This is a genomic window from Chryseobacterium gotjawalense, from assembly GCF_030012525.1.
Lineage (GTDB): Bacteria > Bacteroidota > Bacteroidia > Flavobacteriales > Weeksellaceae > Kaistella > Kaistella gotjawalense.
The window spans coordinates 834,877-847,839 of sequence record NZ_CP124855.1 but is presented as its reverse complement, the minus strand read 5'-3'; the positions used below and the strand labels follow the sequence as shown (position 1 = coordinate 847,839).

Sequence of the window (12,963 nt, the reverse complement as noted above, 5' to 3'; positions counted from 1 at the left end):
AAAGTTCAATCGAAGAACTGTACTTGAACTTATCACAAAACTGTCATACGAAGCACTGAACCCGCCATTACGCCAAACCGCTGTTAGCACCCGTTTTCATTTCTGTTAGTTTGTCCATAAGGTCTTTTGGAAACATGTTTAATTTACGCATCGCTTTGAATAAAGTCGAAAAGTTTATTATGGGACTTGTGAAGATTTTATTGTATACTTCATTAAGAATAGTCTTTCCACGTCGAGTAAACAACCATTTTGGATATAATAATTTTGTGCCATTTATAAATGATACTTCTACTTTTTCTGTTTCCTTTGTATGGTCAAAATCAGGAAAATAGTTTTTTAACTCAGGCTCCACTAGTGAAATTATAGTGTCGGCTACTTTTTGCAAAGTGTCCGCGGGAAGTGATTTTAGCTTGTATTCTTCGCCTATATTCAATTTTAGATCTTGAATAGATGGATTTCTTTCTTTGTCAATTAGGGCTGCGTAAACAAGGATTGGGTCAACCAAATAATTTTCAATACTGTATCGGTCTATTTTATAAATACCCTCTGAAACTGCATTACCGCTATCAGCATCAATTAGTCCTTGAACAATATTAACCAATCCAGAATCTTGCAATTTATTTACCCAATTTTGAACTATATCTTTTCCTCCGGATTTATCTTTTGTTGATGCAGGAATAAAAACTAAGGGAATATCTGCGTTAATTTGATTTTCTATAGTTAATTGATTGTATACAAATGAATAAAATAAAACATCATCGTTGTCTTCAACCAAAAAATATTTTGTCCCTTCACCAACATAAACTAAACCTGCTGTCAACAGAGAAACAGAATGGTTTTTTGACGGAGATTTTTTAATCCTTGGCTCAACTCTTGACATTTCATAAATTGATTCATTAGGTGCAAGCATAACTGTTGATGGGGAGTGTGTGGTCATTATTACTTGAACTCCAAATTTGTCTACAAGAACATTCTTTATCACATTCAAAAATTGTTGTGACATGGAAGGATGCAAGTGAGCATCGGGCTCATCTAAAAGTAATAATTTAGGGAATACTTGTTTTTCTTGAGAATTATACAGGTAAAATACAAGTGCGATTAGAACTTTTTCCCCTGACGATAAGTCATTAAAGTTTATTTCTTCGTTTAAAATTTGATGCGTTAATTTTAATTGAAAATCATCTCGAAACCCATTATTAGAAGGGTCATTAATATCAAATGGGAGCTTTGATTCTTTTATGATTTCCCTTAAAACCACCCAGGGTTTTTCTCCAACAGTTTTGAGGATTTCTTCTTCTGATATGCCTTTAGCCTTAAGTTCAATTTCTGATAATCTATAATTATAAAATACCTCCGCAATTTTTTGGCTTAATTGACTTTCCTGCTCTAAAAGTATTTCAGGAAAATATTTATTAAATTCTTCTTTTGTGACGGTATTAAATTGCTTGCCTGTTTTTCGAACTATTTCTTGGCAAGCCCAATACATTTTAATTTGATGTTCGTGATTATGATTGTAATTCCCACTCTTAAAATTGTTGTAGTAACTGTCTAATTGTTGTTGAATAGTAGATAAATTAACATGGGAAGTGTTCTGTAACTGCCACTCACCCTTAAGGAATGTAACCTCATTTGGCTGTATTGATTTTCCAGAGATGCTAACTCTCTCTGAAGTTCCTTGTTTATTTATTATAGTATTGTGTATTAAATCTAAAAGTTGAGATTTACCTGTACCGTTAGGTCCAGTAATAATTACGAAATCAGGAATTTCAGTCCAGTTAAAGCTAGTGATAGATTTGAATTTTCCAGTAAAATTTATTTCCATAGTTTTCGGTCTTAAAATAGGTGCTAACGGTTGGGTATTTCTGTTGGCGGGGATTATTATAACTGGTTTTTGTAAATATAACAAAATGATCAATTAGCAAAAATCTTGATGATAGGAACTTCCGACCCGCTAATAGAAATACCGTGTTATCTGTTGCCAATTTTACACTGTTATAATTCTAACCGACCTTCCTTAGTATAAAAAGTAACAAAATCGAAATTTGGTTTATCCTGGTTTTTGAGCATTAGAGTTTTCATGGAAATAAATTTAAAATTTTGGGGTTTATAAATTTCCATTTTTTGCTGGTTAGTATCGAATACAATTTTGTCTGCACAATCAAATGTGACGTTATCCGAACTCAATGAAACGTTTCCTTCATATACGACGACATTAGTCTTATTATCAATTTTTATGTTATCAGCTTTTAAAGCTAAATTTCCAGATTTGACTTTTTCATCTACATTCTGTGCAAAAGTATTTTGAGAAGTGATGAACAGAAGTCCAAGTGCTAAAATTTTTATGGAATTTTTCATATTCTTTTTTATTTAAAATTTAATTTCATTTTTAAGCGTAGTTTATTTGGTAGCAGATAACGTTCCCACGCTTGGCGCAGTGGGGGATTTTGGAAAACTAAACTGTCAGCCACCACAAATGTATAATAGTAGCCAGATTTTTGATTGTAAAACGTCAGCCCCCATTGCGCCAAACGTGTGTTATAGCCAGTGGTTTTTTCGATCGTCATTGTCTGCCAAGTTTTATTATTTTTCCCTTTTGTTCTGTTTCATTGATTTCTTCTTCAAAGTCTTCTTCATCTTCTGTCGGATAAAAGTCAACCCATACTTGTACTAAATAGTCGTGAAAACCCCAACCAATTCCACTCGTGTCGTCAACAACTTTTCCAACTCGGTCTTCAAATTTGTCTAAAAGATTTTCTTTTCTCATTAAAGTCAAGCTGTCAACAAAAGTTGTCGAGACACTTTTATAAAAGGTCTCATTAATGTCACCAAAGTCATTCGTGAATTTCACTCCTGTCTCAACGTAGAATAGCATTAGGTCAGCAAGTAAGTCTAATGATGTCCCAAGTTTTTTAAAGTCGCTAATTGCTTGTTTGCCGTCTTTAAGTTTGTAGTTGTAACCACGTTTAGGGTAAAACGCTTCAAACACTTTGTCACGATACTTTTCAAAAAGTTCTCTCTCGTTAGGATTTACATAAAAGTCAAAAAACTCTTTTACAGATTTGTTCTTTTTGTACAAGTCAGCAACTAGGTCAATAAGTTTGTCCTTGTCGAGTTTTTTAAGTTCCTTTTTTATGTCGGTCAGTCCCATATATTGTTAGTTGTTACGGTCTTCCTACCATTGGCTATAACGGTTGGGTATTTCTGCAGGCGGGCTAAAAATACAAAAACTTTCTACTTGCTAAAAACTTAATTAATCGCGAAAATCTTCGAAGAAAACTTCATACCCGCTTGTAGAAATACCGTGTTATCTGTAGTGCTATTTTAGGTTTTGATTAAAATTTTTTGTTGGTAATTCTAAATCATCATCAAAGTCAGTGTCATAAGTTAAAGAATGTATCATCCATTTGTCATTTGGTTTATAAAATTTAAATACAAATCGGATTGGTTGTCTGTCAAACTTCGCCAAAAAGCTTAAAACGGTATAAGTATCATTAAATTTCACTTCATTTATTTTCTCAAATCCGTAATATTTTCCAAAACTATCTTCATTTAATTTTTCAACTTCTGATTTGAGATTGTCAATATTATCTTGAACTCTGGTCAACCAAATATTTGATTTGAAAAGTTCGTCAACTGCTTTTTTTCTGTCATTTTTAAAAGTTAGAAAAAAACTCTCAGTATATCTTTCCGGTGTGCTTTGAGCAAAAGTCATCCCAAAACAAAAAAGAGCAAAAATTAATAATCTAAATTTCATTTTTCGTGATTTATACGTTTTTTTGGTTAGCATTACAGATAACGGTTACGTATTGGCGATGGTGCGGCTTAAACGCGGAAACATTCTTGTTATAAACTAAATTTCGGAATAGCAAAAATAGTTAAACTTGCGATTCCTCCGCACTATTGCCAATACGATGTTGGCAGGAGTTTTTTATCGGATTAGTATTTTTTGTGAAGTAATTTCATTTCCAGATTTTGTTTTTACAATGTAAATCCCACCTTTTAACGAAATCTGTTTTGTCTCATTTTTCCCGATTTTTTGGTTCGAAACAATTTGTCGACCGATAATGTCAAATATGGTAATCTCCCCGTTATAATTTTCGGATTTAATTATTACGAAACCAGCGTTTGTGAAAATAGTAAATTTTTTAGATATTTTTTCATTAGTTGATAATAGATTTGAACTTTTATAAAACGTATTACTTCCAACAGCATAACCGATATTACCAATAAATTCAAAACTACTAATATAATCTGTACTTGGAACAGTAAATAAAATTGCTTTAGATTCAATATTGTAAATATTCTTGTCGGCATATCCAATAAATAAATTATCAGAATATGAACCTGAACAAGCAAATCTGATAAAATTATTTACGAGTTTTTGCCAAGTATTACCAACTTTCTTAAATGTTGTTCCATCATACCCTAGTGTTCCATAATTATATTCGCCAGTTACAAATCCTCTAAAATTAACTCCTGTAAATTTGTAAGTTTGTGCAGTTGGTGTTGAGGGCATTGTAAAAATTTCCGTCCAGTTTTCACCAAAGTCTGTAGTTTGAAATATTTTTTTATCTGCAATACCGTAACCAAAACCTGTATTTCGATTTATACTTTTTCCAGTAGAAATTAAATCGAAATCTGTTAAATTGTAAGTTTTAAATAAAATCCAATTTACTCCTCCATCAGTAGTTTTATACATTGCAGTCGAAGTAGTCATAACGCCATCATTTAATGAAGTAAACCGTAAACTTTTTAAATAACCTAATGCATTACTAATTGTTGCAGTTGACCATGTCACTCCATTATTCTGTGTTTTATAAATGTTTTGTCCTTGATAAGCCCAAATTATGTTTTCATCTAAATATGTTATTGATGGTGCAAAACTTACATTATTTTGCTTAAAAATTTCTGCCCAAGTTGTTCCGCCATCCGCAGTATATTTTATGGTTCCTTTTCCATCGTTGCTAAAACCTACGACAAAACCTTTATTTTCATCAATGAATGAAGCATATTTATTTTGAAAATGGTCAGTGAAAGTATATTTCAAACTCCAAGTATTTTGTGCTTGAAAAAGGAAGGAATTGAAAATAATTAAAAAAAGTAATTTTTGTTTCATATCTTTTAGGTTTAGTGTTTGTTTAAAATTTCTGCCAACGATCGGGTATTTCTGTTGGCGGGGATTATTATAACAGGTTTTTGTAAATATAACAAAAAGAACAACTAGCGAAAATCTTTATGATGTAAACTTCAACCCCGCTAATAGAAATACTTTGTTATCTGCAGTAATTTTACATTTTAGTTTCTCTTTTTACTTTTTCCCACTCTTTTTTCAATAGAAGTTGTATGTTCTTAACAAATAAGTCAATTTTATTTTTTGCTTCAATCAGATCATCGGCAGATTTGTACTCCTTATTATAGAATTCGATAAAATATTGAACATAACTTAATGTTTCAGAATCTTCGCTAGGATTAAATCTAAGTTTTAAAATATATAATTTTTTAATAACCTCAGAATAATCAATTTTGTTCTTATACGAAAGTAGTTCTGACGTATTGGTATCTAAATTATGCATAGAATCATTATACTTACGATTAAAAGCGGAATTTTCATTAGGGTCTTCCTCTACGATACTACTAACCCCTTTATTATAAAAAATTAAGCTGTCAGAAATAATTGAAATAATTTCTGATATTTCTTCTCTTAAAATGTTTAACCATTTTATTCTTTCGGTAGTTATTGTCTCAATAAATTTAGTGCTTTTTAGGTTTTTTCTAATAATATAGATATTATACACGCCAACAATAAAAGTTGATATTACACCTAAAGGAATAACATAATAATTTAAAAATTCTTTCATTTAGAGGGAAGAAGTTTGAATTTGTTTAAAGGAATTTTATAATAGTAATCATTATCTTCATCGTTAACTTGAAAGCTTACTAGGTAAGCATAATTGGAGTCAATTCCAATGCCTGACATATATAAATCTCCCACTTTTATGAAATTAGCTTTTAACGGCGCTGCTTTTAACGGCGCTGCTTTTAACGGCGTAATAGAATTAATCAAGAAACCAATTGAGAAAGTCAACATTGAAATTCCTGTGATAACTTTAAACCAATTTACTTTTAAAAAATTTTTCATTTTAAACATTATTTTTGTGATTATTGCAGATAACGTTTTGGCGCTTGGCGCAGTGGCGGATTACGGAGCACAAAACTGTCAATACACCACAAAAGTTGATGCGAGGTAGAATGTTCAATTAACCACGTCACCCGCCATTGAGCCAAACGCCTGTTATATGCCGCTTTTCTTTCTGTCATTGTGCTTTCAGTATTTTGTCGGCAATGGTCAAACAGTTTTCTATTGTTCCGTTCATTCCCATATTTTCAGTTTCAAGTTTGTACAGTCTATTTGCGATTTCTTGTTTGTTAGCATTTGCTTTTACAAGTCCAAAGATTTCAGGAACGTAACTTTGATATTCGTCTCTTGGTGCAAGGTCTTTAATTCCAATTGGGTCCCAGTCAAACCAAAGTATGTCGTCAATTTTTTTGTAAAGCAAAAAGTCCTTAGCTGCTGTTAAGTTGTCTTTGAACTTCTTGTTGCGACTAAACATTAGAATTGCAGATTTAACTTCTTCTTCAAGTCTATTGTCGTCAAAATATTCTGTCGCTTTGAGAGCCAAACTTGCAATGTAATGTCCACTGTCGCTGTCAAACGGAGCAGATTGTCCCGAAGCATTGTAAGTTACTTTGGCTACAAGTTCTGCAAGTCTTAAATAGTTTTCGGGTTCGTAATTTTTGTTTTCAAGTCCGAACACTCTGATTTTGGTGAATTGTTCGTGTGCTTCTTTCCAACGGTCTTTGTCGTCTATGATTGGATAAAGTTCACTAATTAAGGTCGGAATGTTTTTTATGTAATGGTCAAAACGAGACAAAACAAGTCCTGCCCAACCTGGTCTTAGGTCGTTGGATAAGTTCTCAAAAATCTCTTGTCCGAGTTTGATATTAGTTTTTATGTCGTATTGTTCTGTCGTCATAAAGTGGCATATAACGGTTGGGTATTTCTGTTGGCGGGGGATTATTATAACTGCGTTTTGTAAATATAACGAGATGAATATTAAGCGAAAATCTTTATGATGTATACTTCAACCCCGCTAATGGAAATACACTGTTATCTGCTGTCGTTTATTATTCATTATTTATTTTCAACTTCTTAAAACCTTTCTTTAATGGTTCATAAATTTTTGTTTTGTTGTCAAATTTGTAAGAGAAAGTAAATGTGCTATCTGTCATATTTTCAATGTCTTTATTGTTAAAATCTAATTCTAATGTATCTGCAATTATTATATATTTTCCTACGGCTTCACAAGCACCGTGATTCATCTGTTTTCTTACCTGAAATGATTCGTTTTTATAAAGAGTTAGTTCATAAAGGTCGTTTTCTGTTTCAGGTATATATTTTTGAAAAATTTCTTTTTCTCCATTGAGAAATCCAATAAGTAAATTTATCAAAAACATGGTCACCAAGATTAAAACCACGTAATTCGTTGTCTTAAATTTCTTCCTTTTGTAATCATTTATATATAAAGCAATTATATAAATTAACACTGTTACTCCAATAACAGGGAGCATAAAAAATAATACATACAAATTACTACAGAAATCGCCATAGAATTTTGTAAAATAGATCAATAGTGCAAAAAGTAAAATCAGCAACAAGTATTTAATCAAAAAATAGAATGTTTCTTTCAATACTTTCATTTATATGGGAGTTTCTTGGCATGATAGCAGATAACGGTTGGGTATTTCTGTTGGCGGGGATTTTTATAACTGGTTTCTGTAAATATAGCAAAATGAACAATTAGCGAAAATCTTCATGATGTAAACTTCAACCCCGCTAATAGAAATACCATGTTACCTGACGTATTTTTAAAGTTCTATTTTTAATTGAGCAGTTTTCCACCTATTATTTTCATCTAAATATTTGTAGTTAACAGTGAATATATTATTTCTAAATTTAGCATCTTTAAAATAATCTTCTGCATGAATATCCCCGCTACTTTTTAAACTTTTTTCGAGTCTTCCTTTTGGTAGATTAAATTTATACGTTTGATCGTCACTGGATTTAAATAATAGAACCGTATTTAAATCTTGAAGTATTAGAAAATATGAATTTTGACCAATATCTTTTTCAGATATTAACGTTCCTAACTTTTTTATTTTGTTACCATTGTCTTTATTGAACAGAAAAATTTCTAATGGTTCACAACAACCTGAAATCACTTTGTTTTTAACTAAAAAATAATTTTTTGTTTCAGTCCATTCTATAAACCCTAATCTACCAGAATAATCTTGTAAATCTTCTTCAAGATAAAATATTTTCTTCTTAAAATTTTTATTTTGAAAAGTAATCCAGGAAGAATTGCAGTCGTAATTCCAATAGATTTTCGCCCCGTTTTTTAAAGTTGTTTTGTTACAAGAAATTATATTTTTTAAGTACGATTTTTTTTCACACGAACAAACTTGGCTGAAAACCTGTAAAGAAAAAAATGTCAATATTGTTGTGAGCACGATTTTCATAATATGGCAGGTAACGTTTTGCGGCTTTGCGATGGTGCGGCTTAATATGCCAAATGCTTCTTTTATAAACTAAACTTCGAAATATCTACAATCTTTAAACTTGCGAAAATCCCGCACTATTGCAAAACCGCTGTTGGCAGAAGTTTTTTATTTACTTTTAATTTTTTCCTGATTGTATAATTTCAAAATTTGAAAAAAATCAGAAATTTCATTTTTGTAGAGTTTTTCAGTTACAAACATTGCGATTTTTTTTGAAAAATACATAACTGCGAGTGAAGGAAGCATTCCTAAACCTACTAATTGTTCGTTATCTGCTAATAAAAAAATAGATACAAACAACAATGTAACTATTAAGAGCGCAACCAATGTAATTATATATGCAAACATATTTGGTTTTAATTTGAAATTAGTATGTGCATCTGTTTTGGTAACCAAAAATTTCAAATTTTTATATTTTAATATATTGCCTGATTTTATTTTTTCAATTGGTTCGAAATAATTTGCGGTGGTAATCTCCATTTATTTAATAATTTTATTTTATTTTTCCGTTGAAAACCTCAATAGTTTCAAAACGATTCAGTTTGTATTGTCCATCTGGCGCAGTATTTCCATTAATAGAAACCCTTTTTTCTCCAGCGGTTTCAACTTCTATTAAACCATTTTCTGTATAGTATTTTGTAAAAGGTTTAAGACCTAAAGTTGGTTCATTATTTTTGTAAGGTTTGCGTTTCATGCAAAAAATCCATATTATCGCAATAACTGGAAAGAAAAATCCCGCGATTGCCCAACTTCCTGCATTTCGATTTAATGTTTTTGCTTGGTTGTAACAGATGAAAACACCAATTATACGAAGTAAAAATTGAAATATTAAGAGAGTATTATTTTGTTCCATATTTTTTTATTTTTTCCAAAGATTATTAATTATCATGCTGTTCATAATTTTATTTGATAAATTATCTGCTAAATATCTATCTTGTTCACTTACCACATTATGAAAATTAAAACTTATAACAATTAAATTCGTTTTATAAGGAACTTGATAGTAAACCATATAATTATCAATTGAAAACTCCGCTCTTCTTATTGTACCAAAAGTAGAAGCAACAGAACTTTTTAAACCTTCAATTTTTGTAGTCCTACATGTTGAATTTCTTATATTTTCAAAGCCCATGCCTTCAAAGTATTCAGAACAATTTGCCGAATTTGGGAAATTCTGTGTCATTATTTCTGCAATATCTTTATCTGAGAGTAAACTAAATGCTTTTTTGTCTGAAGTGGAAGCAGATTCAAGAATATTAGTAATTCCGAAAGTTGACCTGATAGATTTATCTGTGCTTGCAAAATTAAATAACATGTGTGGTCTCTTACCATCTGTTTTTGTCCAATCTGCAGGATAACTAATGTTAATATTTAAACCAGATGATTTTTCGTGATTTTTTGTAGTTACTTTTTGTAATTCCTCTTTTCCTATTTCGTTTATTATTTGAGAGTTGTAATTGCAGAAAAGGAGTAACAGAAAAATTGTAGATATTTTATACATTTATTTGTTAATTTTTAGTGATTGAATAATTTCTTTGATTAATGGTTGAATTGTATCATAATTTTTTTTATCAGTCGAAAACTCTAATTGGTAAAAAAAATTCTCGACAGGAATTGTTATAATGTCCGCGACAATTGTATTATTTTTATTCAACATTAACATTTCTGTACTTATGTGAAAGTAGTTAATGTTTTTTGTTTTATTAAAGGTTGCAGGATTTATTTTTAAGATTTTTGCAACATTTGAATTATTTATTTTTTCTTTATTTCCTTCAATCGATTCGTCATAAATTCTTTTAATTTCCAATTGAAGTTCTGTGTCTAATGAATAATCGTTATTAGAGAAAGAAAAGCCATTTTTAGTTTGAGAAAGAACAAGATTATTTAAACAGTTGCAAAGTAAATTTTTAAAAGAAAAAATGATCCTTTCATTATAATCTAACTCAATTTGTTTGTAAGTTTCATCTAACATTTTATTTTCGTTTCTGACCGTTTTTAAAACATCGTCAAGTATATTCTTGTCTAAAATTTTGTACTGTGATGAAATTTCAAAATTAATACTACCATAATTAATATTTTGTTTTTGGGCGAAAATATTTGAGAAGATAAGAAGGGAAATAAAAAAGTAAAATTTGTGTTTCATAATAAATTTAATTTGTAGCAGCAAGTTGGTAAAATTTCTGCCAACGAAAAAGTATTTGCGAAGAACGGGCAACTAAAAACCAAAAGTGGTAAGGAAAACCGCGCAGAGCAAAATGCTTTTTCAGATTTCTAAATTACTAAAAATTGAAATATGAAAAGCATTTTTGCGGATATTAAAACCAAATTTTCAAAGGAAAAATTCAACCCCGTTTTTTGCAAATACACTGTTAGCCGCAGTATTTTTTAGTCCAAGTAAACATTTACTTTTTTTAACCTTTCAGAAATTCTATTTGTCAAATCTTTTCCTGTTGCATCAAAAATCTTGATGTTTCCATTATAAATTGAAGGATTTTCAATGTAGTTTTTTCTCGCTTCTAAATATTGTTTTTTATTTTTAGTTTCCACCAGATTAGTATACTGAATAAGTTCAATTTCTTCGTTAGATTTCTTCAATTCAGTTGCAAAGATCTTTATGGTATTGTTTTTATTGTAAACTTCTAAAATAAGACCTGACAAACCTTTAAATCTAAACGGTCCATCACTTATTGGAATATCTTCAGTAAACCAAGCATAAAAATGGTCATTATTATCTGTTTTAGTTTCTGCAAGTCTACATTGATAACCCATTATTTCTTTTTTTTCATCTAATATTTTCCATTCAAGTGCAGGTTCAATGAATTTGAAAATATACTTTCCAACTGGTAGAAATGCTAATGTTTTTTCTTCCAATTTTAAAACACTACCTACATATTTTGGGTATCTAGGTATTTGTCCAACGCTTGTTACAATTTTTTCACCTTGATTGTCAGCTCGATTAAAGAATATTTTTGCGCTTTCAAAAAAGTATAAAGATTTTGATTCATTCGCTAAAAGTATGTAATCATAAGTTTCAATTTTTTCTTTGTTTACTGAATCATTTACAAATTTCGTTTCGTAAGTCACCTTAATTTTTGCTACATCTTGACTGTAGATTTGCACTGAAATTAGAAAAATAAAAAATGAAAAAATAATGTTCATTGGTGCGGTTTCTTTATAATATTGCGGCTAACGGTTGGGTATTTCTGCAGGCGGGCTAAAAATACGAGAACTTTGTACTTGCTAAAAACTTGATTAACCGCGAAAATCTTCGATGAAAACTTCATACCCGCTTGTAGAAATACCTTGTTACCTGGAGTTTCTTATCTGTATAAGCTCAATTCTAAAAAGTTGTTAGTCTTTTTTAGATTATCTTTTACTCTTTGTTCCTTATTTCTAATAACTTCAGATTGTGTTAGTGTTTTTCCACTAGCGTCTGTCACAGTAATATTAGAAACCTCTGAACTCGCATAAATCAGTTTGATTTTTTTAGCTGGATCTTTTACATAGTCTTTCCAAAGTTGGTTAAATTTTGTCGCCGAAATAGTTAATTTTTTTTCATCGTCAAAATCTGAGTTTGAAGGAAAATGATTGATTTTTTTACTTCCTACAAAATTAAATATATGATCATTTTTTTCGTCGGAAATTTTTAAAATTAAACCAGGCAAACCTTTGAACTTATATGGTCCATCTTGAATTTGAATATCATTTGTAAACCAAGCAATCCATTTTCTTCCGAGATAATTCGTTGTAGCTTTTTGAACTTTGTATCCTTCAATTACAGAATTTTCAGGAACTATCGTCCACTTAATATTTTCACTTTCTGGAATTTCATATTTATCGCCATTTATTGAAGTGTGTAATTTAGTGTCAGATTTTTGATAGTTTTTGGAGACTGAAAAACTAACTTTTGAATTATTTCTTATTTTACCTAAATCTATATGCGTAGATTGAATAGCTTTCGCTTTTGTAAATTCAGCATTTGTCAAAGAATCATAAACAAATTTTTCACTGCTGTAGAAAATAGAGCCATCTCTGGAAACATCTAAATTCATCAGTTCTTTTGTAATATTATCTTTATTTAATGAGTCAATTTTAAAAGAATATTCATAGATAAATCTATGGTTTTGTGCAATTAAGCAGTTTGATAAGAATAAGAAAGCAAATAACAAATTAATTTTTTTCATAGTTCTGGATTATTTTTTTGACGGTGGTTTTGGGAAATTACAGGTAACGTCCTGCAGCTTTGCGAAGTTGCGACTGGACCCAGCATGGCCTTAGCGTCGCAATTTTGCAAAACTGCTTGTTATCGGAAGTTTTGATTATTCACTCCCCTAAAGTACAAAACTT

At 30.3% G+C, this 12,963-nt stretch carries 17 protein-coding genes; 1 reads left to right on the top strand and 16 read right to left on the bottom strand.

Going from position 1 to position 12,963, the window contains the following annotated elements:
• Window positions 1–67: 67 nt before the first annotated feature.
• The 7 genes from QGN23_RS03790 to QGN23_RS03760 all read right to left on the bottom strand — a co-directional run bounded on the left by QGN23_RS03790 (window position 68) and on the right by QGN23_RS03760 (window position 5,858).
• Window positions 68–1,822, bottom strand: a complete 1,755-nt coding sequence (locus QGN23_RS03790; RefSeq protein WP_282905703.1) for an AAA family ATPase — start codon at window positions 1,820–1,822, stop codon at window positions 68–70.
• A 170-nt stretch (window positions 1,823–1,992) separates the two neighbouring features.
• Entirely contained in the window at window positions 1,993–2,355 is a 363-nt protein-coding gene (locus tag QGN23_RS03785; protein ID WP_282905702.1) for an LptA/OstA family protein, read from the bottom strand.
• Window positions 2,356–2,363: 8 nt separating this feature from the next.
• Entirely contained in the window at window positions 2,364–2,564 is a 201-nt protein-coding gene (locus QGN23_RS03780) for a hypothetical protein (protein ID WP_282905701.1), read from the bottom strand.
• Window positions 2,561–3,148 carry a DUF6155 family protein gene (locus QGN23_RS03775; RefSeq protein WP_282905700.1) on the bottom strand — a complete coding sequence of 196 codons (588 nt, stop codon included), beginning with the start codon at window positions 3,146–3,148 and terminating at the stop codon, window positions 2,561–2,563. Before QGN23_RS03775 ends, QGN23_RS03780 begins: the two co-directional genes overlap by 4 nt.
• A gap of 168 nt (window positions 3,149–3,316) precedes the next feature.
• Window positions 3,317–3,754, bottom strand: a complete 438-nt coding sequence (locus tag QGN23_RS03770) for a hypothetical protein (RefSeq protein WP_282905699.1) — start codon at window positions 3,752–3,754, stop codon at window positions 3,317–3,319.
• Between the two features lie 174 nt (window positions 3,755–3,928).
• Window positions 3,929–5,116 (bottom strand): YCF48-related protein, encoded by a 1,188-nt coding sequence (locus tag QGN23_RS03765; protein WP_282905698.1) that lies wholly within the window; start codon window positions 5,114–5,116, stop codon window positions 3,929–3,931.
• A gap of 172 nt (window positions 5,117–5,288) precedes the next feature.
• Window positions 5,289–5,858, bottom strand: a complete 570-nt coding sequence (locus tag QGN23_RS03760) for a hypothetical protein (RefSeq protein ID WP_282905697.1) — start codon at window positions 5,856–5,858, stop codon at window positions 5,289–5,291.
• A 138-nt stretch (window positions 5,859–5,996) separates the two neighbouring features.
• Here QGN23_RS03760 and QGN23_RS03755 point away from each other — a divergent pair, with 138 nt between their 5' ends.
• The gene (locus tag QGN23_RS03755; RefSeq protein ID WP_282905696.1) at window positions 5,997–6,248 is read left to right on the top strand and encodes a hypothetical protein; all 252 of its coding nucleotides are present in this window, start codon (window positions 5,997–5,999) and stop codon (window positions 6,246–6,248) included.
• Between the two features lie 66 nt (window positions 6,249–6,314).
• Here the strand turns inward: QGN23_RS03755 and QGN23_RS03750 are convergent, their stop codons facing one another.
• The 9 genes from QGN23_RS03750 to QGN23_RS03710 form a co-directional block, all read right to left on the bottom strand.
• The gene (locus QGN23_RS03750; protein WP_282905695.1) at window positions 6,315–7,034 is read right to left on the bottom strand and encodes a hypothetical protein; all 720 of its coding nucleotides are present in this window, start codon (window positions 7,032–7,034) and stop codon (window positions 6,315–6,317) included.
• Window positions 7,035–7,185: 151 nt separating this feature from the next.
• Complete coding sequence (locus QGN23_RS03745) at window positions 7,186–7,758, bottom strand: glycosyltransferase family protein (protein WP_282905694.1); 573 nt, start codon at window positions 7,756–7,758, stop codon at window positions 7,186–7,188.
• Between the two features lie 168 nt (window positions 7,759–7,926).
• Entirely contained in the window at window positions 7,927–8,568 is a 642-nt protein-coding gene (locus QGN23_RS03740; protein ID WP_282905693.1) for a hypothetical protein, read from the bottom strand.
• 156 nt (window positions 8,569–8,724) lie between these two features.
• The gene (locus tag QGN23_RS03735) at window positions 8,725–9,096 is read right to left on the bottom strand and encodes a hypothetical protein (RefSeq protein ID WP_282905692.1); all 372 of its coding nucleotides are present in this window, start codon (window positions 9,094–9,096) and stop codon (window positions 8,725–8,727) included.
• A 13-nt stretch (window positions 9,097–9,109) separates the two neighbouring features.
• Window positions 9,110–9,469 carry a hypothetical protein gene (locus QGN23_RS03730; protein ID WP_282905691.1) on the bottom strand — a complete coding sequence of 120 codons (360 nt, stop codon included), beginning with the start codon at window positions 9,467–9,469 and terminating at the stop codon, window positions 9,110–9,112.
• Between the two features lie 6 nt (window positions 9,470–9,475).
• Complete coding sequence (locus QGN23_RS03725; RefSeq protein WP_282905690.1) at window positions 9,476–10,117, bottom strand: hypothetical protein; 642 nt, start codon at window positions 10,115–10,117, stop codon at window positions 9,476–9,478.
• Complete coding sequence (locus QGN23_RS03720; RefSeq protein ID WP_282905689.1) at window positions 10,118–10,759, bottom strand: hypothetical protein; 642 nt, start codon at window positions 10,757–10,759, stop codon at window positions 10,118–10,120.
• A 242-nt stretch (window positions 10,760–11,001) separates the two neighbouring features.
• Window positions 11,002–11,775 carry a GLPGLI family protein gene (locus QGN23_RS03715; protein WP_282905688.1) on the bottom strand — a complete coding sequence of 258 codons (774 nt, stop codon included), beginning with the start codon at window positions 11,773–11,775 and terminating at the stop codon, window positions 11,002–11,004.
• 161 nt (window positions 11,776–11,936) lie between these two features.
• Window positions 11,937–12,800: a GLPGLI family protein gene (locus QGN23_RS03710; RefSeq protein ID WP_282905687.1), complete on the bottom strand. Its 864-nt coding sequence runs from the start codon at window positions 12,798–12,800 to the stop codon at window positions 11,937–11,939.
• Window positions 12,801–12,963 lie beyond the last annotated feature (163 nt).

What these genes read in the sequence shown, in the direction of transcription:
- QGN23_RS03785 (WP_282905702.1), bottom strand. Translation starts at nt 2,355, where the DNA reads ATGAAAAATTCCATAAAAATTTTAGCACTTGGACTTCTGTTCATCACT.
- QGN23_RS03755 (WP_282905696.1), top strand. Translation starts at nt 5,997, where the DNA reads ATGAAATTAGCTTTTAACGGCGCTGCTTTTAACGGCGCTGCTTTTAAC.
- QGN23_RS03780 (WP_282905701.1), bottom strand. Translation starts at nt 2,564, where the DNA reads ATGACGATCGAAAAAACCACTGGCTATAACACACGTTTGGCGCAATGG.
- QGN23_RS03715 (WP_282905688.1), bottom strand. Translation starts at nt 11,775, where the DNA reads ATGAACATTATTTTTTCATTTTTTATTTTTCTAATTTCAGTGCAAATC.
- QGN23_RS03720 (WP_282905689.1), bottom strand. Translation starts at nt 10,759, where the DNA reads ATGAAACACAAATTTTACTTTTTTATTTCCCTTCTTATCTTCTCAAAT.
- QGN23_RS03710 (WP_282905687.1), bottom strand. Translation starts at nt 12,800, where the DNA reads ATGAAAAAAATTAATTTGTTATTTGCTTTCTTATTCTTATCAAACTGC.
- QGN23_RS03735 (WP_282905692.1), bottom strand. Translation starts at nt 9,096, where the DNA reads ATGGAGATTACCACCGCAAATTATTTCGAACCAATTGAAAAAATAAAA.
- QGN23_RS03765 (WP_282905698.1), bottom strand. Translation starts at nt 5,116, where the DNA reads ATGAAACAAAAATTACTTTTTTTAATTATTTTCAATTCCTTCCTTTTT.
- QGN23_RS03745 (WP_282905694.1), bottom strand. Translation starts at nt 7,758, where the DNA reads ATGAAAGTATTGAAAGAAACATTCTATTTTTTGATTAAATACTTGTTG.
- QGN23_RS03725 (WP_282905690.1), bottom strand. Translation starts at nt 10,117, where the DNA reads ATGTATAAAATATCTACAATTTTTCTGTTACTCCTTTTCTGCAATTAC.
- QGN23_RS03750 (WP_282905695.1), bottom strand. Translation starts at nt 7,034, where the DNA reads ATGACGACAGAACAATACGACATAAAAACTAATATCAAACTCGGACAA.
- QGN23_RS03775 (WP_282905700.1), bottom strand. Translation starts at nt 3,148, where the DNA reads ATGGGACTGACCGACATAAAAAAGGAACTTAAAAAACTCGACAAGGAC.
- QGN23_RS03760 (WP_282905697.1), bottom strand. Translation starts at nt 5,858, where the DNA reads ATGAAAGAATTTTTAAATTATTATGTTATTCCTTTAGGTGTAATATCA.
- QGN23_RS03790 (WP_282905703.1), bottom strand. Translation starts at nt 1,822, where the DNA reads ATGGAAATAAATTTTACTGGAAAATTCAAATCTATCACTAGCTTTAAC.
- QGN23_RS03730 (WP_282905691.1), bottom strand. Translation starts at nt 9,469, where the DNA reads ATGGAACAAAATAATACTCTCTTAATATTTCAATTTTTACTTCGTATA.
- QGN23_RS03770 (WP_282905699.1), bottom strand. Translation starts at nt 3,754, where the DNA reads ATGAAATTTAGATTATTAATTTTTGCTCTTTTTTGTTTTGGGATGACT.